This is a genomic window from Chryseobacterium sp. HMWF035, from assembly GCF_003094695.1.
Taxonomy (GTDB): Bacteria; Bacteroidota; Bacteroidia; order Flavobacteriales; family Weeksellaceae; genus Chryseobacterium; species Chryseobacterium gambrini.
This window is the reverse complement of sequence record NZ_QEHP01000143.1, coordinates 1-24,927: the sequence shown is the minus strand read 5'-3', so window position 1 is coordinate 24,927 and position 24,927 is coordinate 1. Positions and strand designations below refer to the sequence as shown.

General features: G+C 35.1%; 26 protein-coding genes. 25 read left to right on the top strand and 1 reads right to left on the bottom strand.

Annotated elements, in window-relative coordinates; genetic code table 11:
- The first annotated feature begins 738 nt into the window (after positions 1-738).
- Together DD829_RS22445 and DD829_RS22440 are read left to right on the top strand one after the other, a co-directional pair.
- Complete coding sequence (locus DD829_RS22445) at positions 739-2,583, top strand: type IV secretory system conjugative DNA transfer family protein (RefSeq protein ID WP_108410697.1); 1,845 nt, start codon at positions 739-741, stop codon at positions 2,581-2,583.
- A gap of 168 nt (positions 2,584-2,751) precedes the next feature.
- Positions 2,752-3,591 (top strand): replication-relaxation family protein, encoded by an 840-nt coding sequence (locus tag DD829_RS22440; protein ID WP_108410696.1) that lies wholly within the window; start codon positions 2,752-2,754, stop codon positions 3,589-3,591.
- 442 nt (positions 3,592-4,033) lie between these two features.
- Here DD829_RS22440 and DD829_RS22435 read toward each other — a convergent pair whose 3' ends face one another.
- A complete protein-coding gene (locus DD829_RS22435) occupies positions 4,034-4,684 on the bottom strand; it encodes an alpha-ketoglutarate-dependent dioxygenase AlkB (RefSeq protein WP_108410695.1) in 651 nt (216 codons plus the stop codon).
- A gap of 260 nt (positions 4,685-4,944) precedes the next feature.
- Between DD829_RS22435 and DD829_RS22430 the strand changes: the two genes are divergently transcribed.
- The 23 genes from DD829_RS22430 to DD829_RS22320 form a co-directional block, all read left to right on the top strand.
- Positions 4,945-5,349, top strand: a complete 405-nt coding sequence (locus DD829_RS22430; RefSeq protein ID WP_108410694.1) for a hypothetical protein — start codon at positions 4,945-4,947, stop codon at positions 5,347-5,349.
- Between the two features lie 188 nt (positions 5,350-5,537).
- Entirely contained in the window at positions 5,538-6,284 is a 747-nt protein-coding gene (locus DD829_RS22425; protein WP_108410693.1) for an ABC transporter ATP-binding protein, read from the top strand.
- Between the two features lie 2 nt (positions 6,285-6,286).
- Positions 6,287-7,033: an ABC transporter permease gene (locus DD829_RS22420; protein WP_108410692.1), complete on the top strand. Its 747-nt coding sequence runs from the start codon at positions 6,287-6,289 to the stop codon at positions 7,031-7,033.
- Positions 7,018-8,022 carry an ABC transporter substrate-binding protein gene (locus DD829_RS22415; RefSeq protein WP_108410691.1) on the top strand — a complete coding sequence of 335 codons (1,005 nt, stop codon included), beginning with the start codon at positions 7,018-7,020 and terminating at the stop codon, positions 8,020-8,022. Before DD829_RS22420 ends, DD829_RS22415 begins: the two co-directional genes overlap by 16 nt.
- Positions 8,019-8,765 (top strand): methyltransferase domain-containing protein, encoded by a 747-nt coding sequence (locus DD829_RS22410; protein WP_108410690.1) that lies wholly within the window; start codon positions 8,019-8,021, stop codon positions 8,763-8,765. Before DD829_RS22415 ends, DD829_RS22410 begins: the two co-directional genes overlap by 4 nt.
- 13 nt (positions 8,766-8,778) lie before the next feature.
- A complete protein-coding gene (locus DD829_RS22405) occupies positions 8,779-10,581 on the top strand; it encodes an LOG family protein (protein WP_108410689.1) in 1,803 nt (600 codons plus the stop codon).
- Entirely contained in the window at positions 10,565-11,623 is a 1,059-nt protein-coding gene (locus DD829_RS22400) for a response regulator (protein ID WP_108410688.1), read from the top strand. Before DD829_RS22405 ends, DD829_RS22400 begins: the two co-directional genes overlap by 17 nt.
- Before the next feature lie 147 nt (positions 11,624-11,770).
- Complete coding sequence (locus DD829_RS22395) at positions 11,771-12,211, top strand: hypothetical protein (protein WP_108410687.1); 441 nt, start codon at positions 11,771-11,773, stop codon at positions 12,209-12,211.
- Positions 12,212-12,474: 263 nt separating this feature from the next.
- The gene (locus tag DD829_RS22390; RefSeq protein ID WP_108410686.1) at positions 12,475-13,266 is read left to right on the top strand and encodes a hypothetical protein; all 792 of its coding nucleotides are present in this window, start codon (positions 12,475-12,477) and stop codon (positions 13,264-13,266) included.
- A gap of 140 nt (positions 13,267-13,406) precedes the next feature.
- On the top strand, positions 13,407-15,071 hold the full coding sequence (locus DD829_RS22385) for a hypothetical protein (RefSeq protein WP_108410685.1): 1,665 nt from the start codon (positions 13,407-13,409) through the stop codon (positions 15,069-15,071).
- 23 nt (positions 15,072-15,094) lie between these two features.
- On the top strand, positions 15,095-16,204 hold the full coding sequence (locus DD829_RS22380; RefSeq protein WP_108410684.1) for a hypothetical protein: 1,110 nt from the start codon (positions 15,095-15,097) through the stop codon (positions 16,202-16,204).
- A gap of 29 nt (positions 16,205-16,233) precedes the next feature.
- The gene (locus DD829_RS22375; RefSeq protein WP_108410683.1) at positions 16,234-16,539 is read left to right on the top strand and encodes a helix-turn-helix domain-containing protein; all 306 of its coding nucleotides are present in this window, start codon (positions 16,234-16,236) and stop codon (positions 16,537-16,539) included.
- A gap of 142 nt (positions 16,540-16,681) precedes the next feature.
- Positions 16,682-17,266, top strand: coding sequence for a hypothetical protein (locus DD829_RS22370; RefSeq protein WP_108410682.1), 585 nt, complete (start codon positions 16,682-16,684; stop codon positions 17,264-17,266).
- Between the two features lie 370 nt (positions 17,267-17,636).
- A complete protein-coding gene (locus DD829_RS22365; RefSeq protein ID WP_108410681.1) occupies positions 17,637-18,326 on the top strand; it encodes a YEATS-associated helix-containing protein in 690 nt (229 codons plus the stop codon).
- A 28-nt stretch (positions 18,327-18,354) separates the two neighbouring features.
- The gene (locus DD829_RS22360) at positions 18,355-18,795 is read left to right on the top strand and encodes a hypothetical protein (protein ID WP_108410680.1); all 441 of its coding nucleotides are present in this window, start codon (positions 18,355-18,357) and stop codon (positions 18,793-18,795) included.
- Positions 18,796-19,139: 344 nt separating this feature from the next.
- Positions 19,140-20,042 (top strand): hypothetical protein, encoded by a 903-nt coding sequence (locus tag DD829_RS22355; protein WP_123906969.1) that lies wholly within the window; start codon positions 19,140-19,142, stop codon positions 20,040-20,042.
- Positions 20,043-20,108: 66 nt separating this feature from the next.
- Entirely contained in the window at positions 20,109-20,666 is a 558-nt protein-coding gene (locus tag DD829_RS22350; RefSeq protein WP_123906968.1) for a hypothetical protein, read from the top strand.
- 4 nt (positions 20,667-20,670) lie between these two features.
- Complete coding sequence (locus DD829_RS22345; protein WP_123906967.1) at positions 20,671-21,759, top strand: hypothetical protein; 1,089 nt, start codon at positions 20,671-20,673, stop codon at positions 21,757-21,759.
- Between the two features lie 18 nt (positions 21,760-21,777).
- The gene (locus DD829_RS22340; protein ID WP_116548161.1) at positions 21,778-22,152 is read left to right on the top strand and encodes a hypothetical protein; all 375 of its coding nucleotides are present in this window, start codon (positions 21,778-21,780) and stop codon (positions 22,150-22,152) included.
- Positions 22,153-22,188: 36 nt separating this feature from the next.
- Entirely contained in the window at positions 22,189-22,779 is a 591-nt protein-coding gene (locus DD829_RS22335) for a hypothetical protein (protein ID WP_123906966.1), read from the top strand.
- A 27-nt stretch (positions 22,780-22,806) separates the two neighbouring features.
- Positions 22,807-23,682 carry a caspase family protein gene (locus DD829_RS22330; protein WP_108411688.1) on the top strand — a complete coding sequence of 292 codons (876 nt, stop codon included), beginning with the start codon at positions 22,807-22,809 and terminating at the stop codon, positions 23,680-23,682.
- A gap of 2 nt (positions 23,683-23,684) precedes the next feature.
- On the top strand, positions 23,685-24,266 hold the full coding sequence (locus tag DD829_RS22325; RefSeq protein ID WP_108411687.1) for a hypothetical protein: 582 nt from the start codon (positions 23,685-23,687) through the stop codon (positions 24,264-24,266).
- Positions 24,267-24,271: 5 nt separating this feature from the next.
- On the top strand, positions 24,272-24,927 hold a 656-nt coding region (locus DD829_RS22320; protein WP_133240956.1), incomplete at its 3' end, for a hypothetical protein.

Genomic DNA, 24,927 nt, shown 5'->3' with positions numbered 1-24,927 from the left:
TATTTTGGACTTGACGGAGCGGAAATAGCAGTACGGTATTTTAGAGAAGTGAAGCAATGCGGAAATTAGTGATATTCTATCAGGGAAAATCTGGCGTACTATTTGATGGATACAAGCAAATCGTTGTCCGCTAAGACGTTCTGATAGGGGTTGCCATACGGGTTCTCATAAGGGTATTCAAAAAACCGGGTCTCCGACTGCTTGACAAATTAAAAAATAGGTGCCTGTCTTTTAATATCCCGATCAAACAATATAACAATGTATCAATTTGTCAATCTGACAATTTACCCATGTAATAGTATAACAATATATTAATCTGACAATGTAATCATAATCATGGTGCCTTTTTTATTGTTATATGGGTACATTGATACATTTTGAAAGATGGACTTGCATTGACTACCCGAATCCATATGTGTCGCTGTGCTGCCGGTATCAGATCCTGTCAAAAACAGTCCATACTGTATTTCTTTACTGTAAAGGCAGTGAAGCTGTACCTGCAGCCGTACTCATGCTACCGTTCATCAGTGTCCCGACATAACGATTGAACCATGCCACCGGACTGTCGAAATGGTTTTGCAAATACGGCATACTGATGCAGCACCGGCAGCCTGAGCGTATAAGGTTCGGAACACGAGGTGTCTGATATAATACATCCGAAGAATTCAGATATCAGGCTAATCAGATAGAAAACACGATACAGTATACACCCCATACTAATAAAAACCAAAATCCAAAATGATGAACACAGAAGACCTGTTGCACTGGAACCAAAATGCCGGTTTATGGAATATTACAGACTTTAATGTCATTGAATCAGGAACTTACTTTTTAGGGGAGCTTCCCGAAATCAGGGAATCTCTTTTGATAAAGCATATCCGCAAAACCGATGCGCGGCTGGAAAAGATTTCTTCCGGTTCTCCGGAATTTATCTCCGTGCTTAAAACACGGTTTCTTTCGTTGGCAGAATATACATTACTGGTGGAATCTTCCTCCGATTCCCAATTCTATTCCACCGGTGCAGCACCCAAAACAAATCCTGCAAAAAGATCTTCTTTTGCCAGACTGTATTTCGATCTGCTCAAAAAGAGCAGATATTCCCCTTTACTTTATCAGTCCAATTATCATGAAAACAATTATCTTGAACTTTTTAAGATTTTTCTTCCGCACACCAAAGACTTTTTCTTTACCCCGCGTCCGGTTCCGCTGAAGTTAAATGATATGGAGAGGCATACTTTTATCAGCGGGAAATCCGGATCGGGGAAAACCGAACTGATGAAAGCTCTGTTTATGCAGATCCAACAGCATACCCACGAAAAGCAGCAGACTTCACTGGTCTTTCTCGATGTCCACGGCGATGTGAGCGAATCACTGCTTTCCCTGCGTATGAATCTACAGAAGCCGGAACGCCTGATCTATATGGATCCGAGCCTGAGCAGAGAGAAAGTTCCCTGCATTAATCCGTTCTACCATACCGTTACCGATCCCGTGATGGCGGATCTGATGTGCCAGCAGTTCTGTAAAGCATTTATTGAACTTATGGGGGAAACAGGACTCAGCCTGCAGATGGAAGTCCTCTTAAAACCGTGTATCTATGTACTGCTGACCAATGGTCAATTCGGATTATCGGACCTGTTGGATTTCTTTGATGATGAGCGTAACGATGAGCTCGTTATACTGGGAAAACAGACGACCCACCATACCTACCGCACGTTTTTCGAATCGGCATTTTCAAACAAAAAATTTGCCCTCACCAAGCTTAGTATTTATGCAAGACTGCAAAGCCTGCTCAATCATTACGTCTTTTACCAGATGCTCAACGGCAAACCGACCATCGATTGGCAGCAGGCACTGGATGAAGGAAAAGTAATCCTTATCAACTTAAGTAAGGGGAAAATCGGGGAGCAGAGCAGTAAGGCACTCGGAAAGCTGATCATGGCAACCCTGCTCAGTGTAACCTTACAGAGAGCATATCTTCCTGAAAACAAGAGAAAAGCCTCTTATCTGATGGTGGACGAAGCCCACAACTTTGCCACCGAAATATTTGAAACGATTTTAAGTGAAAGCAGGAAATACCGCTTATTCATCACTTTGGCCACCCAGTCAGTTACCCAGTTTTCAAATTCCTTAAGAGACATGGTGCTCAACAACAGTGCTGTAAAGCTTTTGGGAATCAACGGAATGCCGGCGCTTAAGGCACAGGCGGGGGATTTTGGATTAACCTATCCTCAGCTGCAGGAACTCAGGCCTTATGAGTTTTACCTGAAGATTGATCACCATGCTGCCATTAAAATAAACTCTCCCGACTTTTTACTGAAAAATCCGAAGCGTTATTTTTTGTTGAGTAATGAGATTAAATCCTTACAACAGTATCTGCTGGATCAAAGCGGAATCTACCGCCCGGTATATGATCCTGCTTCAGAATCCCGTGCAGAAAACAGGAAGCATCAGCAAAACACCATTCAAAAAGAGACAGAAACTTCATCTGAAAATGTCCATATTGAAAATTCTGCCGATTCCCAAACCAAAACAACACAAAATGAACCTCCCAAGAAGGGGCGTCCTGCAAAATACAAACTGTAATGATAGATACGAGACGCAAGATTCAAGATGCCGGATACAAGACGAAGAGACGTGAGACCTGAGATACAAAATTCAATTTTGTCTAATATACATTTCAAACATTAGATATCTCCAATCTTGTGTCTCGTGTCTCCCATCTAAAATCTATTTCCTAAACAAAAACAAAAAATGAAAACAAAAGAAACATTAACTCCGTCCATGGAGAAAATTTTGGTTAATCTCTCTATTTTTAAGTATCTGACCACCTCGCAGCTTATACGTCTGAAGGTAATGAAGGACAGAAGGAATTTGAACAGGGCGCTAGCCTGTCTCAGGCAGATGCCTAAACCTTTGGTGCAGAGCTTATCTTTTGCCGTTCATCCGACAGAAGGAAAGCTTGAGCATATCCATCATTTGACAAGCTTCGGGGCAGAACTTCTGAAAGAATATTATGGAGGGCGCTTTACAGTTAGGTATCCCAAAGGAAACTCGCCGATGTACGGATTTGATTACTTCCACAGGCTCGGGGTCGTTAATTTTGAGATTGAGCTCAGGATATTTGCCGGAAAAAACGATTTGGGAGTTTCTTTTTTCACCACCTATTTTGATAAGGTCTCTACGGGAAAGGAGAAAGGGTACCGCGCTGCTTCGGCTATTGTGACAGAAGATCATGAATATCTGATTGCCGATGCCCTGTTCATGCTGGAAGGTCCCCGAAGAGATGAGCTGTATGCTCTTGAAGTGTATATGGATAACAACACAGCAAGGATTATGAAAAGTATTACCCGGCATCAGCAGGTTCTGGAGAAAGGAAGGCCGTCGAAACAGTTTGGACTCAAGCACGGAAGCCGTGTTTTGTGTGTTTTCAAACACAAAAAAGTACAATTAAAAGTAATGGAGAAGATCTCCCAGGATTACCAGTTTTCGGAAACAAAAAAACATTTTTTATTTAAATCACTGGATGAACTGGAAACCGAGAAGTTCTTCGACTGGCAGTTTTACGATGGAACAGAAGCAAGTTTGTTCTAATCGGAGTGTAATATCTTATGGAAAACGGCAGATTTGTACCTGTACAAATTACGGCAGCGTAAAGAAAACCGGTCTATAGACATAATCATTAACTCCCGTAATTTTCGGGAGTTTTTTGTGACATAAAGTTCTTCCGGATTTTAGCAATAAAAAAACAGAAGAGTTTTTCTCTTCTGCTTCCGCCCTGACAGGAGACCAAACCTGTTCAAAGCTGCATAAATAAAATATATATCAATTATGGCATCTGTATTTTAAGATTACAGTTCTGTATGAAAAATGTAACTGTTTTTTTTGGTACAGTGTAAAATAATCCGTTATCCTGCGAAAACAAAGGATTTCTTTTATTAACGATGATATCCGGTCTCAAATTACTGAAATAGAGAAAACATCGTAATCCTTTATTCTCTACCGAAAAATATTTGGCATTTTTAATTAATTCTTCTTATTTTCCGTTTTCTAAAACGACTTTTCTAAAGGTAACAGAAACCCTTCTTCCTCTTGGATAGGTGTTTCCGTTAAATATATCTTTTTTCCTGTTGGGGATAGAATGCAGCCAATTATATCTGGCTTCATCTTTCATGACCACTAAGCTTCTTGGAGGAATGAGCAACGGAATTTTTTCTTCCGTTGTTGCATTTTTATCTTTTTGAAAATTCATCACACAACTTCCCGAAAGTGAGATCGAAATAATGATATCGCCAAAGCAGGGTTCGCAGTCAATATGGGCAGAGATTCCCTGATTGTTTATATACTCGTTTACAATGGCCTGATCGCATCTTTCAGAAACTAACCCTTTTTCCTCTAAACGATTTAATAAGAACTGCATATATTCGGGAACCTGCCCGATGTAGAAATCTCTGTTAATGCTTCTGTGCTTGTAGTCGTATTTATAGCCGTAATGCTGGACTCTTCTGGAAAGCTCTTCGAGCCACGTCTGCTCATCGATGTGTTTGAGAAGTTTAGCTTCTTCTTCGGGCGTAATAAAATCATAATGGAGTTCAAGCCCTTTAATCGCAGAGGCGTTTTCAAGGCTTAGTTCCAGATCGGACTTCTCAAATTCAGAGGAGGGGAATAAAGTGTCTGGGGTATTCATTTTTATGGTGTTTAGTAATAGAAGCTAAGGGATCGAAAGATTGTGTGAAATATGTCTGTTTTTAACTAATGACAATGTATACAAAACATTCTAAAATATCAAGCATAAAAACGTAATTACATGCAAAATTTTTAGACTTAAAATACCTGTCAGGCTATTCCTTACAACCTTTTCTTCAGATTTTCCACATTAAAAATCTGTTGTTTTTTTAACGATAATCAATAAAATAAACACAAAATGAAATATAAAAAACAAACAAAATGAAACAAGAGTTCCGTATTATCCAGTTCCGATGGGGAACTATTGAAGCTGAATCTTTAGAAGAAGCCAGACAAAAAGTCAATTCCGGAGAAGGAAAATTTTTAAGCAAAGAATCTTTCGTAGATTTTCCTAAAGATCATCCTATTTTGCTCAGATGTACTCCGGAAGAGATTATCGAGCAACAGAATGATCTTAAAAAATATGCCATCGTATGGAAAGTAGAACATTTTGAAAGAGTTGCCCAATCCATCGAAAAAAAAGAAGAACAAATCCTCTTTGACCGATCAAAATTTGATAGCGTCCTGGAGATAATGGTTAAAACTTACAGAGAAAAAAGACGTTTGGGAATGTGCGTTTCGGAGATTGAAGAATGGCTTTATGAACACTGTCTGCTTAAACCTTAAAGTTTAGAACTCCACTGTTTACAGGGAGTTTTTTGCTTAATGAAAATGGTTCAAATTATAAATACGGCACCTGTTTAAAATAGTTTCCGTTGGTAAGTTATTATGTAAGGTTACATAAATTTACCTTACAGATTACAACCAAATTACAAATTATTTACCTTTGTTTCCTAACAAAGTTTTAAACTGGTATGAAGGTAGAAAATGTACAATTCGGATATGATAAAAGCCATCCTATCATTAATAATGTATCATTCACAATGAATGGACAGTATTATCTTGCAGTGGTTGGTGCTTCGGGTTGTGGGAAATCTACGCTTTTACGCCTGATTTCGGGAAACCTACCCTCGGATAAAAATCTTTTTTATCAAGGCAGAATACTCATTGACGGGCTTTGTCCTGAAGAAAACGTAAAAAAAGGGACAACCGGCTTTATGTTCCAGGATCCGGCTCTGTTTCCAAACAGGAATGTATGGGATAATATCAATCTTCCCCTTACTTTAAGAAAAAAATCCGATAAAGAGTGGGTAGATCATCTTATAGAGAAAGTTGGTCTGACGGCCTATAAAAATTACCTGCCCTCACAGCTTTCAGGAGGAATGAAAACAAGAGTGGCACTGGCAAGAACTTTTGTTACCAGACCACAGCTTATTTTATTGGATGAACCGTTTGGTGCATTGGACGTGAAATGGAAATCTATTTTATATAAAGAACTGGAAACGTTGAGAGGTGAAGTGAGTGCCAGAGTGATTATTGTTACCCATGATATTCAGGAAGCTCTTCTGCTTTCAAACAAAATTCTTGTAATGAGTAAGGATGGCAGAATTGCAGAAGATATCCTAATTGAATATCCCTTGCCCAGGGTGTTTGGGGATGAAGATGTTTTTGGACTGGAAAGGGAATACAAGAAAATAAAAAAACTGATTATTGAAGATTAAAGATGAAAAAACGGCAAACCATTATCTATTTTTTATTGCTCATTCTACTTTTGGCGGGTTGGGAGTATGCTTCTCAGGGTTCTGATAAAGTGCGCCTTCTGATTAGCTCACCTTCCTGTGTTATCCGTTTTTTTGAACAAAACACCACCGATCTGCTTCAGGCAGCTTATTTTACCTTTCTGGAAGCGTTTTTGGGATTTTTGATTGCAATGGTCTTCAGTTTTATAACGATGATTATCTGCCTGTACTTTCCATCCCTGATGAATTATGTGCTGCCGGTAATGGTAGTCAGCCAGATCATTCCGCTCATTACATTGGCTCCCCTTTTTATTATCCTATTCGGACTTGGGGTAGAATCCAAAATCATGATGGCCTGTCTGATGTGCTACTTTCCCATATTTGTTAATTTTTCCAACGGAATCAAATTAATTCCCCAAAATATAGAAGAGCTGATGTTCATTAATAATGCTTCTACATGGCAGAAAATTCGCTACATGTATTTTCCGCTGGCTCTGTCTCAACTCTTTTCAGGCTTGAAGATTGCTTCTACACTTTCCGTCATCGGAGCTATCGTAGGGGAATTCAACGGAACAGAGTTCGGTCTGGGAAAAAACTTGTTTCTGGCAGCCAAGAGGCTTGAACCGGAACTTATGATGGTCAGTTTATTTTTATCATCCTTTTTAGGAGGGGTCTTTTACATAACAATAGTATTAATCGAAAAAAAAATAGGAAAATGGTATCTAAAATAATCAGGAACAAGACTACAAAAATCATCGCTCTCATCATCTTATTGGTATTGGCAGGCTGTGATAAGAAAAAAGAACAAAGCCAAAATCAGCTCACAAAAGTAAGTGTAAGACAGGAATGGTTCCCTTTTTCAGGCTATGCAGGGGAAGTAATGGCCATCAATGAAACCGCAAAAAAGAACGGGCTCGAAATAAAGCTTAATGCCGGTTCTGACAATATAGATCCAATCAAGCTCGTTTTGAGTGGAGAAGATGATTTTGGAGTGGTGAGTGCAGACCGCATTATAACTGCTAATGAACAAGGAGCGGATTTGGTTGTCATTGGGGTTATCAATCCTGTTTCCCCAACTTGCTTTATCACGAAAAAAGAATCCAATATTGTTTCTCCTCAAGATTTTGAAGGAAAAAAAATTGGAATACTGACCGGTACCAACACCGAATATATTTACAAAGCTTTGGTCAGCAAGCTCAAATTAAACCGTTCAAGAATTCAGGAAGTAGAAATCCCTTTTGATTTGGCGACCTTTATCACGGGAAATTATGATGTGAGACCCGGATTTATATATGATGAGCCTGTTTCTTTAGATGAAAAAAATATACAATACAACATCATTAAACCTTCTGATTATGATATTCACTTCTTAGGAACGGTTTATTTTACCCGAAGAAAATTAATACAGGAAAAACCGCAGTTGGTTCAGTCTTTCGTCAACGCTATGGCTGAAGGATGGGGAAAAGCTATTAAAGATCCTGCCAAAGCCATACATTATCTTAAAGCATATGACTCCAATATAAAAGAAGAACGAGAACTGGCTTCGTTAAAAAAAGGACTGTATTATTTTCAAGGCAAAGATCACCGCGTACTGATTGCAGATGATCAGGAATGGCAGAAAATGGCACAAACCTTAAAAGAATTGGGAGTGATTAAAACTTTTGATCTCAAAAAAATGGTGGATATGCAATTTATTAATCATTACTACAGGGAAAAATGATTTTTGAGCTTACCGATAAAGAGGATTTCAAACGCAAAAATATGGTCTCTTGGGAGACCAATTCTTCGTTTATCCTAAAAACAGATTTTAATCACGAGTTCAGGAGCTTTCTTGAGAAAAAATTAGCCGAAATAGTTAATACGGAAAAAGAGGCCGGTTTACTTTTAGATGTAGGTTGTGGAAGTGGATGGCTTACTGAAATTGTTCCGGAATCTGTGGAATATATGGGAATTGATAATTGTGTATCTTTTGTCTCTTCCCTGAACCATAAGGAATCCAATCATTTTTTTGAATTGGATATAGAATTAAACCACAAATCTGAGAAATTGCAAACTTATGCTTCCAATATTGTCATATGCTGTATGAGCCTTCTTGAAATGCCCTATTTGGAAAATGTTTTTGAAAATTTAAGTATGGTAACAAAAAAAAACGGACTTTTACTTATTATCGGACTTAATCCTTTTGTTGAGCTGTTGCGGATTTTGGGACATGACAAAAAGAATGAATACATTTTCAACAAATATCGAGACGCAAAAAATCCCCTTTGTATCTCTAAAAAAATTCAAATTGAATCAGAAGAATCTTCATCCGATTATTACAGAATTTTATATTCATTCGAAGATTATTTTACAGAAGCGAAAAAAAGAGGATTTATATTAGAAGAATACAAGGAAGATATCAATATGAAAAATCGGGATATTTCCCAGCCTATGTACGAATTCTTTATGTTTAGAAAACTATAACGGTATATCTATTATGATACATTCATTTTCATTTTTTGGCAGCAGCAGTGATCTTTTGGCAGCAGAGCATGAAGAATTGGTAGGAAAAGTTTTGGACCAGATCTTTTCCCGTTTCAAAACAGTGCGTATTATTACTGGAGGATATGCAGGATTTATGGAGCTTATAAGCAGAATTGCCAAAGAAAAAAAGGAAAGAAAGTATCCTGATCTTTTTCTTGTGGTGTATGGTATTTTGTATGAGCCTTATAAAGAAATACCTAACTCATTTTTAGATAAAACCATTGTTTGTGAAAATTTAGGAGAACGTGTGCAGACATTGATCGAATTAAGCGACCATATCATTGCGTTCCCCGGCTCCAGTGGCACACTTCATGAAATATTACAGGCTGCAGAAACAATCAAATACTCTTCCCTGTCACATTTGAAACTGTGGGTACATAATAGCTGGAAGCAAAAACTGGATGATTTTCAACTTTCCATCGAATATTTTAATGAGGATAGTGTTTTTGATTTCAATCAAAATGATTTCCGTTCTTATCATGAAAATACAGTTAAAGACTTTGTTATTAATGAAAATAATATTTTGGAAATCATTAATATGGTCATTGATCCCGACAAGTATAATATACTCGCTTTAGATACTGCTTTTAATTTTTATGGAAAGGACTTAAATACCGGAATGAACGAGAGTTTATCAGTCAATGAATATCCTTTATATCTGGAAGAATTTCTGGAATCTCACCCATCCTTGTTGCATTGTAATGAAGATTTCAGTGCCTTTCATTTTCTCAATAATAAAAATTTAAGAAAAACCCTCTATCTGGAAAAGAGTAAAATTTCCGAAATAAAAAAACCACGGGCTGACAATTTCCGACCAATAAAAGCAGATGAAGCATTTAAAATATGGAATGAATTTTTATTGTCCAAGCAATTTGGAAAAGTATCCTTTTGGATTAATAAGCCTTTTTCAGTTAAGGGTATCGAAGTCAATGTATCCTGCTTTTTAGTTTTGGATATAGAAATTCCTGATGCCAAGTGTAAAAGAATTATATCAATTCTTAATAACTACTTATTTCTTTTTATAGCAAAGGATATTTCTTCGAAATTAAGTGAAGCTTTGGAGGAAAAATATTTCCTTCATAAATTCAAACAGAATGTCGAAGCCCAGCGCCATACGATCTTTAATATTTTAGGTCCGTCAGAAACATTTTTAAAGACCGCCCATATTAGAGCGAGACACCTTAATGATTTGCAATTGGAAAATAATATAGCAAATGCTATGGGCACTTTTAAAATTTTTGACATCTGTTTTCGATCCATGTTCGATGAACGTTCTGATAACCATTTTCTGTACGGGAAAACGATTGACAACCATCTGCGTTATCTTGAAGAATGCTATCTTTCAACGGGAACTGAAATGGAATTCGATATTCGTATTGACTCTGCACGGTTACCCCCAATACATCAGGAAATGCCTGTTGTGTTTATGATAGTATGGAACTTATTCCACAATGCATATACCAAAAAGGAAGAAAATTCTTTACTAAAGGTCAAAATGTATCAGGAATTAAACAACTGTTATATTGAATTCAGCAATGAGGTTCGAAGTGACTTACTTGATAAAGCTTATATTGCGTGTGAATATCTTAAAGGAAAACGAGAGGTTCCTATCAAAGAAAAAGGGGGGCTGAGCATTATTGTTCAGTCACTGGAAACTGTAAAAGATATTCTAACCGTTGATTCAGATAAAACCTTTGTGAATGATAAAACCTTTACAACTACTTTAAAAGTTAACAACCATGGAAAAGAAAATTAAAAGCATAGTACTGATAGATGATAATACTGTTTTTTTAGAATCTCAAGTTGGTTATTTACAGGCAATGAAGTTTGAAGTCAATGCGTTTACGGATAAAGATCAGGCAGCGGAGGCTATTGCATTTATTAAAAATAATAAGCCCGACCTGGTATTCGTGGATCAGGAAATGTCCGGAATCAGTGGTGCGGACTTTGGAAAGAAAGTAATGAACATTGATGAATTCAGATATGTTCCGATGGTTATGTTAACTGCATATTCAAATATTAATTATGCTGTAGAGGCATTTAGCCGATCCGGGTTTGATGATTTTATAACGAAGAATGATTTCTCAGCCAATATTGAAGAAAGCATCAACTATCTTGAGAGTAATCATAAAATTCAAAGTAAACTTGAATTAAGGGATGATGTTCATAAACGATATGATGAATCAAAGCAGGAATTTGAAAAAATATCAAAAGAGTTTTATTTTAATGCAGATAAAGATGATGTTTCTAAAGAAAAAACATACCAAAAAAGGTTAAACAGACTTTTCATTATGAACCGCATTATTGAACTCGAGATGTTTCCTTTATGTAAAAATGATATTTTAGGAATCAGTATTGACTATATTGAAAGTAATCATATCAGTTTGGATAAGATTGATTCCAAAGTTTCTGATATGATCATGAAAGACTATCAGTTAATACTGGATATACAAAATAATAAAATTGAATTTAAAAAAATTGATGCTGATACTGTAAAGAGAATTGACGTAAGTTATTTCATAAAAGAAAAAAATAAAGACCTGATAGGAAAAATCAGATCAAGACATTCCGGTTTTTTCAAATTAAATGATAAAGATAAAGTTACTGAGAAGGCTCTGCTAACAAAGCGTATGATTTTAGAATACAAAAATGGATTAATGCCTTTAATAACATATGCCAAGCGTAGAATCACTGTAACTAAGTCAAAAAGTAATAAATATTCTTTTGATAATTCTTTTAGAACATTTGTCGACAGCATTGTCTATGACATGATCCTGCAAGAAGAGCTTCCATATTAATCTTTCTACCTTGTAAGGTTACACAAAACATCACTCGCAAGGTCATTTGTAATGTCTTTTGTAAGATTACATAACTTTCTGAAAATCAATAAATTGAATTGTTTCATGTAGATGATGTCAGTAAATTTGCTCATAATTATCAATGTTATGAGACCAAAATTTATTTTTTATCTAAACCTACTTTTAAAACTAATATTTCCGGTTAAACCTTCTTCGTATTCTTATTTACTAAGTTTAATACACGGAAAAATCATTGCTTCATCAATAGGGACATTTACGATCGCTTTACCCAACAAAGACCGTTTTGGTAATTTGCTGGAGCAACAAGTATATAACGATAGCTATCGTGTACTAATCTACTTTCTAAAAATTAATTTTGGAGGAGCCAGTATTTACGATGTGACTGGACTTTATCAAAATATTGAAGAAAGTTCCAAAATTTTCAAAGTTGAAATTTTAGATCAGCAAAATCTACATTCGAAAATATTTCAACTATTTGAAGTATTAAAACAAATTCAAATTCTCTGTAATCAAGAAACTTTAGGGGTTTATTTTAACGACCAATTTCATCTAATCAGTTTTGAATAAAATTCAGCCAGTCTGGGTTATGAATTAACTCTGTATTTCTTGCGCTCGTCTAATTCTCTATTCTTCTTACGAGTAAGCTGGCTAATGCTCTCTCAATTAAGCCCTATTGGGAGAGCTTTCATTACAAAAAAAAATCCATCTCGGTTTTCTGCGCATTCCTCTGTTCTTATGCTGATCGGGATTTTTTCTACGGCCTTTTAAAAGGGGAATTAACGGGCCTTTCTTTTATCCATTCAATGTACAATCTTATATACCATTATATTATGCACCCACAACATGACAACATCAATATCTGGAACTATCTCTCCGGTAGAGAATATATTCCGGCAACCGCTTCCAAATCCTACACTTCAGGAGTTCAGGCTCTTGGACTGGCATCGCTGTTTACTTCGTTACTGTTTGCCGTATCCATTGCCTGCTACATCCACCTGCACATCCGCTATTTAACCGTTTCCTGCGCTGTTTCCATTGCAGCAGGAATGCTGATCCTATTGTTTAACCGTTTTATGTTCCAAAACTCTTCCGATGGACTAAGGCAGGCGGTTCCTGTATGGATAGGCTTTCTGCTGTTCTACGGAATGTTAGTTTTCATCTTTCCTGAACCATTTTCGTTCTGGTATCTACAACCCGAAATTCTACAGTCCAAAGCCGTTACAGGGTCTTCGTTATCGCTCTTCTCACAAATGATCAAAGTGGAAAACATGTTAGGCGTAGAGCAAAACCAATCCCTGCAGAATTTCAAACTGTATCTGATGTTGGTGGCAGGAGCAATATCGATGATACCGCCTGTATCACACCTTTTACTCTCCCGGAAGGAACACACCGAAGAATTTTTGGCGATCCGGGATTTCAGAAATGATATTATCGATAAAATATATATCAAAAAGATGGAGCTCGCCACGATCTATGAAGTGGTGGAAACTCCTGCTAAAAAAAACGATGATCCGTTCGCAGATCCTAAAAGTGAAGAAATAGAGTCTCCGGACAGGAAATCCCGCATAGAAAAACTCTACGAAGAAATTACTCATCTTGAAAGATTGCTGGATACATTGTAGCAAATAGCAAAGAACAAAGAGAAAAATACATAGACAAAATACAAAAGACCCCGAAGGTTCAATGAAGCTATTCAGGGACCATCCAAAAACAGAAAATATATCAGTAAACCATTAACCCAAATAGTAAAAAACATACAATTATGTCATTAAAAAATTTATTTAAAACAGCCACAAGTTCCCACCCTGCGAAATCCACAACAGAATTGGAGCTGGAGAAACGAATTAAGAACGAAGTTACCGATGCCCGAAAGCTCTATACCAACCGTTGGATATTCAGTATTAATATTTTCGGCCAAGATACGGTTCATGAATTTTATCAGAGTTCCACTCACTTTTTTGTCAACGACTTGTACACCATTAAAGCCGAGTTTCTGGAAAATTCATATGTGCTGCAGCAATACCAGCATAAGCTCTACCACTACATTAACCCGGAAGCAGAGAGGCCGCTGAAGCTAAATGATCTGCAATCTTTGGTGCAGACATCAGAACAGGCACAAAAACAAGATTTGGCAGCACAGAATGAATCAGGAACTAACGGAGAATTTCCGGAACAAAAGGTAGAATTTACAAAGCTAGGATCTGCTCCCAAGTCCTATGTGAAAGAGGCTCAGCATTATGAATCACAGGTGAGTTATGGAGTACATTACGCCGATCTTAACCTTAAAAAAGCTGAAGAGAATTATAAAATTGAGAAAATAGAACTCCCATATAGAGCAATTGATGTAACCGATATTCCTAAACCCGGACATAACATACTGTTATCCGTTACGAAGCAAAAATTAATCCTGATGTATGCTGTTATTACAGGAGCCATCATTCCGGAATTTATTACGTTCTCTAAACTCCTTTCAGGAGTATTTCACATAGAATCGGGATTTAAGCAGTTCTTCTTAGGGTTTACGATTGTACTGCTCTCCAAGGTATTTTCGATTCTGCTGTTCGGAACATTACTGGAGTTTGTAAAACGCCAGAACAAAATATTACAATTGCGAAATATCATCGTGAATAAGTTTGCATTGTTTCTGGCAGTCATGGGAATATCCCTCTGTGTGTCACTTGGTGCTCTGTATTATCAGGTGAGTGAACGTGATATTCTCACCCAAAAGATGATCATGCTCCAACGCAGTAACCGGCAGATAAAAGAAGAAGCGGCAATTTCAGAAACTCCGTTAGATGATGAGAGTAAGCAAATTATCCACGATAATGCCGAAAAAATAAATCTATGCAAAAAAAGACTGGAGGAAATGGAATCTGGAACAGTCCTTAAAATTATTACAATCTCACTGTTTTCAGCCGTTGTTGTCCTGTTTTCTTCCAGTCTTTTTGCTTTTGCATGGATGTTCTCCACAGTCCTGTACCTCAAGAACAGAGTCGAGAAGCTGTCGTCAAAAATACACCAGCTGGAAGGCCGCTTCAATTCGCAGAAAACCGGTTTGAAAACCTTCCAGAAGAAAATCTACAACATCTTCAGACTGCTTGGCGAGTTGGAATACCTTAGAAGGGTACGTGAGAAATTTTCCGAAGATTTTACGGTATTCGATGTGGCAGCGAACACGGGTACAATCTCTACCGGCAACGAAGCGCAACCATCCGAAACCAAAAAACAAGAACCCGAAACCGAAAACAAAGAAGCCGAATTATCTGAAACTGAACATAAACAAATTGAAAAAGCAGCAGCAAAATCAAAAAAAAAGTTAATAGACAAAACAGCAGCAAAACAGACAGGAGTGCTTCCGTTGGAGCCGGATGACAAAAAATATAATGCTGTAAGAAATGGCAAATCTTATGTTAAAAGCACCAAGTAGTAAAAGTAGTAAAACATGAAATAATGAAAAAGACAAAAAGCAACAACAAATGGAGCATACTGCTCCCTGCTAAAATCTGTAATGAGAAATTACCGGCAAATGATCCGGAGATGATTACAACATATCCTGTAATCAGCAGAAACCCAATTTCAGTAATTAGTAAAAGTATAACAACAATGACAACATCAGTAAAAAACATGTTGATGACCCCATTACAATTACAAGGTCAACCAATTACAACCATTAAAAACAAAAATAATATTATGACAAAAACAAGAAAAATGATCAGACTGGTAAAGACACTTCCTTTAGCCTTTACTTTAGCATTAACCTCAATCCTAATCTCTTGCGACTTTGTAAAAAAGCAGTCGCAGTCTATTCAGGATACAGTTACAGAACACACCAACGGAAACAATACTTCCAATGATGAAACTTCCACACCGCATGATGCTTTTATTTTTGTGAAAGACCAGAGCGGAAGTATTAAAACAGGAGGGGAACAAGACCATCTCTTGAAAATGTATCTCAAGAAGCTTTTTTATACTCAGTTTAAGCCTGAAACAGATATTGTACTGATGCAGGTGGACAATTTTAGCGGTGCACCTGCCAATCATACTCTTTTTGTGTATGAAGATCCTAAAACAGGGGAAACGGAAAATTCTGGAGAAAGTGAAACGGTAAAGGAGTTTGAGCGTCAGGGTGCAGAGAAACGTGAAATGACAAAAATGGAACAAAATTTTTACAAAAAATTCTTCGCTGATCCATCCGGTAAAAAGTCGAACCGCACCTGTATTCTGGATATTATTCCACTAATTCAGAAGCAGGTTGCAGGGTATAGAAACATTCATTTGTATATCTGTTCCGATATGCTGGAAGATTCTAATTACCGTATATTATTGGGGAGCTCAATGAATTCCAGAAATGTGGCACAAAAAATGGCGGAAGAGGATTTAGCCAAACTGGAAAATAAATATGGAAAATTACCCGCAAATTTTTCCACGATTAAGTCCATTACCGTTATTATTCCTCAGAAGACTTATTCTGAAAACGTGGATATCATTCCATTTTACTGGCAGCAGATCTTTACACGTATGGGGTTTACAGGGCAGATCAAGTGGGAAAGACCGTCTTAATACGATAAAACACCATAAAAACACATCGTATGAAAACAAATGATTTTTTTGATCCCGATGATCTGGTTTACCTGAAGATGGATTCTGTCACATTCTACAATATAGTAAAACAGGTTTACGAAAGATTAAAGCAGGAGGATTTAAAGCAGGCTAATTCGGATTTTATTAGCGAAAAAGAGACAATGAAACTGCTTGGAATTTCTTCTAAAACCACCCTCCAAAAGTATCGGGATCACTCGTATATCACGTTCTATAAGCTTAGCGGACGCAAGATTTTATACTCTCGCTCTTCAATTGAACGTTACATTATAAACAACAAGGAGTCTTTTGACTAAGGCTCCTGTTTATAATCCTTCGGCAATTGTGCCGGTTATTCATTAAACAAAAATTCTATAACAATTTCTCATTCTGCTTCTGCTTTTCCCGTGTTTCTATACATCGAATGAGAATAAAAATTTCAAAAAACAATTTTAAATTATGAAAAAAAATTTTCAACAAGAGTTTTTACACTCTTTAAATGACAGTTATGATTTTTATCTTAACTACAAAGTGAAAAGAGAGGAGCTGATCGCCAATTTTTCAAGGCTCGAAAATTCAGTTCCTTTTAGTGAACGTCTGAATCGTTGGATAGAAAATTGGTATGAACAGCATAAAGATATTTTTGTGTTTACCGATACCGATGACTTTGATTCAAATGACATTAAGGGAACATTGCAACGTTATATTGAACATTTTAAGGCTACAGGGAAGATAAAAATTTGGACAGGCTCTAGCGAGAATACCATATTTGGATCTGAAAGGATCAATCATTTTTACAGAGCATGGCATGATCATACACACATAATTTTTGGAAGTGGCTTCACATTAGCAGGAGAAACAATTACAGCAGAAATCCAATGCTCTATGTTACCGATTGAGTGGTTTTTTGAGAAAAGGCTCATCATGGCGGATATCGTTGCTCAAAATTTACACTACATTTTTCATAAAAATTACGTAAAAGATCAGAGGAAATTTATTGTTGATTATTTAAAAGATCCTAAAACGATATTTATAAAAAAGTAAATTTTTGGGGATTGTATTTCGTTTAACGGAACACTAATTTTACAATTATTACTTATTAAGAGTCCGTCTCATACATTGATTGTGAGGCGGATTCATACTTTAATATCCTATTAATATCTGATCATATCTCATTTTCAAGCGACACCTCAATTTTCAGGTAATTTATCACCGATTTTTGAGTGAAAAATTTACACTGTTTATGTAATTTAAACATAAAGCTTTACTAAAAGAGAACTCTTAAAACTCTCAAAATAATTTTATCTGTATTCGCACTTTCCACTCACGTTATTTTTCATGCATTTCGCGACATTTTTTTGCTAAATCACTGATTAATAGTAAAATTTGTCCAATAATTTAAAATTGCAAAGTCGTGAAAACAAGTCTTTACATTGCCTATGATCCAAGTATTAAGATTATCCTAATCATTTTGATTTGTGGACTTACAGGAGGAATTGGGAACTCATTAAGAGGGGTAGGCTGCAATTGGATTCTTTTGATAAAGAATATTTTTTTAGGAATCATAGCAGCGTCAACAGTTCCTCTTTTTCTAAACCTTGTATCGAGTGACATCTTGAAAAATATCTATGATAAAGAAAATCTTCATCTTGTTAATTACCTGATCTTTTCCGGGTTCTGTATGATTGCAGCATTTTCTTCACTCAATTTTCTCAATACGATCTCAGGAAGAGTTTTACAAAACCTGAAAGAAGAAATAAGAGAACTGAAATCTTATAATGAATCTCTGAAAGAAACACACAAAAGACTTGACAATAATATTACTGCAATTACTCCAATCAGTAATGAAAAAGGTTCAATTGATAACCAAAGTATGGAGAAGTTCAAAAATCCTGACTTTGTGGAAATTATCAGTTCTATTAAAAATGAACAAAACAAATTCAAACCACTGGATATCATAAAAAACGAAGTAAATCTTGATAATAGAGAAATTGAGAAAAAGATTGAAATCTTAAAGGAAAATAATCTTGTCAGAGAAGTAGTATCTGGTGAAGGAGAGAAAGCGGTGGCTTTAACAGAAGAAGCAGAACAGATTTTAAAATAATTACAAATAACCCATTAAATAAGAAATTATGGAAACAGAAAAAGCAGTATCAATGATCCTTTTAGGAGGTTTATTAGGAATTGTCGGTCAAGGAGTCCGAATGATCGTAGGACTCAAAAAATTGAATGAGGAAAACAGTCAAAAGAAACCTGGAGAAAGCATAGAGAAATTTCATGCAAGCAGGATATGGCTAAGTATGTTCGTGGGATTTACAGCGGGAGTATTAGCCCTTATTGTAAAAGGTATAGATGAAAAATTCGTATATACGAAAGAACTCGCCTTCGCGATCATAGGGGCTGGATATTCAGGAGCAGATTTTATCGAAGGCCTATTCAATTCATACATAAAAAAAGATACAGATGAAAAAGTCCAACTTCCGGCTCAAGCTGTAAATCCGCCAGTCAGTCCGGAAGTTCCTCCTGTTGCACCGGTTCCTCCGGTCAATCCTCCCGCTGAACCCATAAACTAACCTCCGATACATTAAAAGATCTGTAGATCATGAACTACAAAATTTATAGTGAACACTCTTCAAAATAACGCAGGTGGAATCCGAAAAACCTAAACAGAGTAGGAGAAAATAAAACACTTAAAAAAATTTGTTAAAAAACAAGTTAAACACAACAAAAGTCCGTGTGCTAAGTAGAAAAGAGTTAAAAAGAATAGAAGGGTCAGGCTCTAACCCTCCCTGTAAACCCGGATATACTTATTGTGGCGGGAAATATTGTGTGCCTTTGTATTATTGTTATTAAGGAAATAAGGCGGAACCCGAAAAGCCTCAACAGAGTAGGGATTTTAATGTAAAAAATGAATACCATGGCAATAGACTTTACGATTACAAGCAGTGTTCTCTCTTCAGGAAGAACCGCTTACAGCGCTCAAAAGAACAATTCTTCAGAACCAAAATTTGTTATTGGTTATAAAACCAAGTACGAAGATAATTTTGGATTGTTCAATACATCGGTTACTGCAGGACAGGTATATTTACCAACAGACTATGAAACCAAGTACGGATTTTGGGCAAATTTTATCTATCCTACTGCAATCGCAGAAAGCGGTGGGTCTTTTAAGTGTCTCAACACCTATGACAGGGCAAGATTCACCTTTAGTTTTATGCAGTATGCAGCTCACGTTCCCAACGGTGATTTTGTACAATTTTTTAAAGAACTTTTAAAGCTTCCCAACGGGAAAGATTATTTTCCAAAATTGGTTTTACAAAATGACAGGATTTTTTACAAATCAGGCAACGGAACATTATCTCAACTTGAAAATGACACTTCTACCAAGGCTTTGATGGATTATCTGAACCCTTCACTGGATGAAATAGAAAATCAGGAACTGATATGTGCAGCACGTTTTGTTCATTGGTCTATGAACGATCCCGAACACAGAAAAATACAGGTAGAAAACGCAATAAATCTTTACAAAGAAAATATGAAAGCTTATCACAGGCGTTTCGGACTGGATAATGCGCCTGCTAAAGTTTGCCTGATGATCTGTGACATACGACACCAGGGAAGAGGAACCAATGACAGAATAGCCAATGCGCTGAATACCAACGGAGATTATGAAAAAGCATATCAGAATCTCTGCACAATAGGTTCGGCCAATTATCAAAGCAGGATAACCACAGTAAGAAATACAATAAATAAACTTACAGCTCAGGGAAAATTTGGTTTTAAATACAGCGCATCTAAAAACGATTTTGTGAAGGTATAGATTGAAAAAACAAAGTATAGAACGTCTATACATTATGTAGGTATTAATCTTAAAAAACTAAATACAATGAAAGCAAAAATTATCACTTTTATAATAATGACACTCATTATGATAAGCTGTTCAACATTTAACGAAGTACATTATTTCAAAGATGGCAATAAATCAAATCAGATTCCTAATTATTACAAAGTAAATGTTTACGGGCATACTTTTCTTTCAAGCTCAAGATATATGTCCGGCTATTTTGATAAAAATGCAATTAATTTATATTTTAATGAAATAAAGCAACCTGAAAATGCGAAATTTTTAAACTTCAACAAAGCCGACAGCATAGAATCTGGAAACGAATTGGTGCTATTATTATCATCTAACTCAAAAGCTATTTCCAATAATTTGGGAATGTTGTCTAAAAACCAGACCGTACTAAATTCTATTGGTTTTATTTTACAGAAAGACAAGTATGGGCAAAATCAGCAAATTTCTTATTTGAATAAAGACCTGAATCTACAAAAAACCATCCTAACGGTGACTGTTGATTCTTATTTAAAAAAGATTGATGAGAAAAGTGAGAAAGACCAAAAAAAAGTAATTGAAAACCTGCTTTCATTACTAAAAAAAGAATAAAATCATGAAAACAATAATAAAACTATTTGTAATCGGTATCCTTTTCAGCAGCTGTATTTCAACGATGAGTGTAAAAGTGGAAGTTGCAGACAGGGAAAAAGTAAAAGAGGCTGCTATAAAGGAGTTCAACCCGGACCTAAAAAATACTATTAATAATATTGATGGGTTTATTAATAATAAAGATAAATTAATCAATGATATAGGAAATTTTTATCTGCAAAAAAACGGAATAACCCTTTCCAATGAAACGATAAACAATTACAGAATGAAAGTCGAAAATGTATTCAACGCTAAATACAATGAAACTTATAAAGAAATAGCGGACTTAAATGATAAATTAAAATCTGAATATCAACGAAAAGAGTTATTATCATCCTCCTATACTGTTGAAGAAATCAGAGATAAGATAGAGCTGATAAAAAAAGATCTGGCCAATTATCATCCTGTGGAAGGCTCTAACCTAAGCGAGTTAATAAAAACAGAAATCAAGAAAACAATGTTTTATAAAATGATAAATGAAACAGAGGAAAGTATAACCAGTAAAAGTAAAAGATTAAGATTTCATTTACTGGGTGATCCAATGACTTCATTTATTGCAAAAGACAGTAATATTAATATATGGGAAAGCACTTTTAATAAAACTTATTCCAGAAATATTTTCGGAAATTCAGATATAGCTGTTATATTAAAGACAAATCCGCCTGATGAAGAAACAAAAAGCGGGGATTATAACAATAATTTTACCATAAAAGGCGTACGATTAGACTCTGATGATGCTATAAATGCTACATTTAATGTAATGTCACAAGCCATAAATATGATATCAACAATATATGGCGCACCAAAATTCGCTTCAAATAATAACGCGACTGATCCTACTCCCGAACAAATAGAAGTAATAAACAATTTGCCTGATACAAGCAACGATTACAATATTAATGAAAAGAAATTAAAAAATTTTAAAAAGCTATTAATAACATTTATTGAAAATGAAGAAATTGATTCTAAATCTAAAACAGGAGATGACTTAAAAAACTCCATAGAAAGAATTAATGAGTATTGGACAGCAATAAAAACGGAAATTAATAAATAACCTTAAAACTTAACTACAATGAAAACAAAAGATTCCTACAAATTGAATGAAAATTTTGACCTTAAAGGGTATAATATTATCCTTAAAAAAAATTCAATGGTGTCTATTAAGGAAATCTTCAATGATACTATAGAAAAGCCCACCATACTGGCTTTAAATGTAAACAATATTCCCGGTGAATTTCACGTGGGTGTAGAAGATTTTCAAAATGCCATAAACACCAAAATGATTGAGGAAAATACTTCTAGATTTAATGAAGGTGACTGTGTAGTTTATAAAAATAGAAACTATGAAATTGAGACAAAAATATATCATGATTTCATTAAAGAATGGCTCTATAAATTACAAAATGAAACCAACTGGGTATTTGAAACCGACCTGCAACCTTGTTAAATAATATAAAATTAAACAACTGTAATCACACCAACCATGGACAAAATTTTGTCTGTTATGAACGCCAAAGGATATAGGGTTTATAACACTCCGACAGTAGATTGGAACATTAATATAATAGGAATAAGAAACAAATCTCTACAGCCTAAAAAATTTGATGATACACTCATAATTTTTCATAACTTTATGGAACACTGGTATATAAACTATTACCCGATAACCACAGATCCAAGTATTCATTATTTGAGAGAACCTGTAAACAACAATGGGACTGCAATTTTGGTAGAAGGGCAATATTTGACAACCTACAGCATAGATAAACATAAAGGTCAGTATGATGCGCTATGTCAAAGGCTGGGAAATGTAAAAGTATATAGAGATAATGATAGAAATGGAAATTTAGATATTGATTCTATCAGAATTGAAACAGGAATGTTCGGAATCAATATTCATAAAGGATCTTTAAATGGGGACTGGAATTCTGATAATACTCAATTTTCTGCAGGATGTCAGGTTTTCGCTGACGTCCGACATTTTCAGGAGTTTATGCTGAAATGTAAGAATGCAAGAGCTGCCTTTGGGAATAAATTTACCTACACTTTATTGAACGAAATAGATTTTGAATAAAAAATAATTCTTGAAAACACAATTGTTATGGCAAAAAAATATGTAATAGTTGGCGCAAATACTGACATCTATGGAGAGTATCCTTCTCTTCCTGGAGCTCAAAAAAGTGCCCTGGACTGGAAATCTTTTTTAGATAAAGAAGGTTTTGAACAAAGAGAGATTTTAACGGATCAAACTGCAAGCCGTGAAAATATATTGCCTGCACTTACCAGTCTATTCTCAAACTTAAAAAAAGATGATTTTGCAGTATTTATTTATATAGGGCATGGAAATCAAATAAAAGATGAATATAAAAATTATAAAATTTCATTGGATGAAGATGATGGACTGGATGAGATATTAGTATGCAACGGAAATTCTATTACTGATGATGAGATACGAATACTGCTTACTCTAAACAAAAGAAAAGCACCAGTTTTTATTTTGATAGATGCCTGTTATAATGGAGTGGTTGAGAATAAGCTTCAAACTTTAAATCATTTTCCTGAAAATAATGAAATTGCTTTTTCCTCTGCTACTCAAATACAAGTTGCTTATATGGAAAATCATAATAAGAATAAACAAGCAATTTTCTCTACCTTTTTACTAAAGGCACTTACCGAAAACTCTGATAAAAACTATAATGAAATTTTTGATTTAACAGTTGATAGTTTAAAGCATGAAGGATACACTCAAGATCCTCAAATGGCCTTCACTAATGATATTATCTTAGCTAATCCTTTTTTTAAAACTCCGATTAATACAAATCTTAAAATATCACAATCTGTCTGGAAAGAAGTGATCGAAAATCCTCATAAAGGACAAACAGAACTCGCTAATGAAAAATATAAAATATTAATTGGTAACGAAGTTTTAAAAACGATACATAAAATAAAAATTAATAACTTAATAAACCCCAAATAATTATGTCAAGATTTGATTATCCACACAACATTAAAGATGTTGATAATATGGCCCCTTTTACGCTTATTTATGATGAGTATGAACGATTTCAAATATGTCATGTCCGATTAGGGAGTGATATGAATTTTGTAGTCCTTATCAGGATTTTGGATTCAAAAATTGATCCTGATGGAACAATTACCCTTAATGGTTTTGAGCTTACAGTTGTACATGGATACTTAAAAAACTCTGAGCAATGGATCTTGCTAGATACTGACGATGTGGCTAAAAATCCTCCGGTAAGTATTTTTCACTCGGATGATGATGAAGAGCATCATGGGTCAATCGTAAATTTCAAAGTAAAAATAAAAAAAGGAGATAAAATACCTCTAGATACACCTCTCCCTGTTTATTATTATGCACGCCCGGTAAAAATACGAGGTAGCATAGGAGAAAAATTACATTTTGTTATGGAAGGGGCAGATGTTGATACAGATACAGGTACTTCCAAGGGACAGATGTGTTTAGTGGATACTCCTGTAGGAAAAAGATTGGTTCCCTATGATGAGTATGTAAAAATTACAGGAAAGGGAGGAACGAAATAAAGTATATGAAATATATTGCCTTTTTTTTATTTCTGTTTTCAATTGATTTATATGCTCAAAATACAGATGACAGCTATTACTTGTCAATAATAACTGATATCAATAATTATGAGCTGAAGAATGCATTGGGCAAAACAGAAAAATTAAAGGAGCAAGATTATAAAACACTATTTCAAAATGAAATTAATTATTTAAAGACAGGTATGGTTTCAAACGCCATCCTGTCTTTAAACACTTCAAAATTTGATTATTATTTAAAAGGAATATACTATGTTTATCTGGGGGATTATTATTCAAGAATATCCAATAAATTCAGTAAAAAATCGTTTAAATGGTATTTAAAAACATATCAACTAGGAATCCGGTATCATAATACCAGTCTTAAACAGGAAAGCATAAGGAGAATATTGCATCAATTTCAGTTCAATGAAATGAATTTTATACAATTTTCGGAGTATTCAGATCAATACTTAGGATTGAAAAATGATACTATCAATACATTTTGGTCAAAATACTATTCTGCTTTTAAACTATATTATGAAAAAACGGAGTACAATAAGAAAAATAGTTTTACTATAAAAAATTATGATTCCTTATTAATTTACTCTCAACAAAAACCTTTTCTGAAAGGCAGGGTATATCAATTGATGGATATTTATTA

Bases quoted from the DNA above. Each gene is read 5' to 3' on its own strand.
- DD829_RS22445 (WP_108410697.1), top strand. From the start codon at position 739: ATGATGAACACAGAAGACCTGTTGCACTGGAACCAAAATGCCGGTTTA.
- DD829_RS22440 (WP_108410696.1), top strand. From the start codon at position 2,752: ATGAAAACAAAAGAAACATTAACTCCGTCCATGGAGAAAATTTTGGTT.
- DD829_RS22435 (WP_108410695.1), bottom strand. From the start codon at position 4,684: ATGAATACCCCAGACACTTTATTCCCCTCCTCTGAATTTGAGAAGTCC.
- DD829_RS22430 (WP_108410694.1), top strand. From the start codon at position 4,945: ATGAAACAAGAGTTCCGTATTATCCAGTTCCGATGGGGAACTATTGAA.
- DD829_RS22425 (WP_108410693.1), top strand. From the start codon at position 5,538: ATGAAGGTAGAAAATGTACAATTCGGATATGATAAAAGCCATCCTATC.
- DD829_RS22420 (WP_108410692.1), top strand. From the start codon at position 6,287: ATGAAAAAACGGCAAACCATTATCTATTTTTTATTGCTCATTCTACTT.
- DD829_RS22415 (WP_108410691.1), top strand. From the start codon at position 7,018: ATGGTATCTAAAATAATCAGGAACAAGACTACAAAAATCATCGCTCTC.
- DD829_RS22410 (WP_108410690.1), top strand. From the start codon at position 8,019: ATGATTTTTGAGCTTACCGATAAAGAGGATTTCAAACGCAAAAATATG.
- DD829_RS22405 (WP_108410689.1), top strand. From the start codon at position 8,779: ATGATACATTCATTTTCATTTTTTGGCAGCAGCAGTGATCTTTTGGCA.
- DD829_RS22400 (WP_108410688.1), top strand. From the start codon at position 10,565: ATGGAAAAGAAAATTAAAAGCATAGTACTGATAGATGATAATACTGTT.
- DD829_RS22395 (WP_108410687.1), top strand. From the start codon at position 11,771: ATGAGACCAAAATTTATTTTTTATCTAAACCTACTTTTAAAACTAATA.
- DD829_RS22390 (WP_108410686.1), top strand. From the start codon at position 12,475: ATGCACCCACAACATGACAACATCAATATCTGGAACTATCTCTCCGGT.
- DD829_RS22385 (WP_108410685.1), top strand. From the start codon at position 13,407: ATGTCATTAAAAAATTTATTTAAAACAGCCACAAGTTCCCACCCTGCG.
- DD829_RS22380 (WP_108410684.1), top strand. From the start codon at position 15,095: ATGAAAAAGACAAAAAGCAACAACAAATGGAGCATACTGCTCCCTGCT.
- DD829_RS22375 (WP_108410683.1), top strand. From the start codon at position 16,234: ATGAAAACAAATGATTTTTTTGATCCCGATGATCTGGTTTACCTGAAG.
- DD829_RS22370 (WP_108410682.1), top strand. From the start codon at position 16,682: ATGAAAAAAAATTTTCAACAAGAGTTTTTACACTCTTTAAATGACAGT.
- DD829_RS22360 (WP_108410680.1), top strand. From the start codon at position 18,355: ATGGAAACAGAAAAAGCAGTATCAATGATCCTTTTAGGAGGTTTATTA.
- DD829_RS22355 (WP_123906969.1), top strand. From the start codon at position 19,140: ATGGCAATAGACTTTACGATTACAAGCAGTGTTCTCTCTTCAGGAAGA.
- DD829_RS22350 (WP_123906968.1), top strand. From the start codon at position 20,109: ATGAAAGCAAAAATTATCACTTTTATAATAATGACACTCATTATGATA.
- DD829_RS22345 (WP_123906967.1), top strand. From the start codon at position 20,671: ATGAAAACAATAATAAAACTATTTGTAATCGGTATCCTTTTCAGCAGC.
- DD829_RS22340 (WP_116548161.1), top strand. From the start codon at position 21,778: ATGAAAACAAAAGATTCCTACAAATTGAATGAAAATTTTGACCTTAAA.
- DD829_RS22335 (WP_123906966.1), top strand. From the start codon at position 22,189: ATGGACAAAATTTTGTCTGTTATGAACGCCAAAGGATATAGGGTTTAT.
- DD829_RS22330 (WP_108411688.1), top strand. From the start codon at position 22,807: ATGGCAAAAAAATATGTAATAGTTGGCGCAAATACTGACATCTATGGA.
- DD829_RS22325 (WP_108411687.1), top strand. From the start codon at position 23,685: ATGTCAAGATTTGATTATCCACACAACATTAAAGATGTTGATAATATG.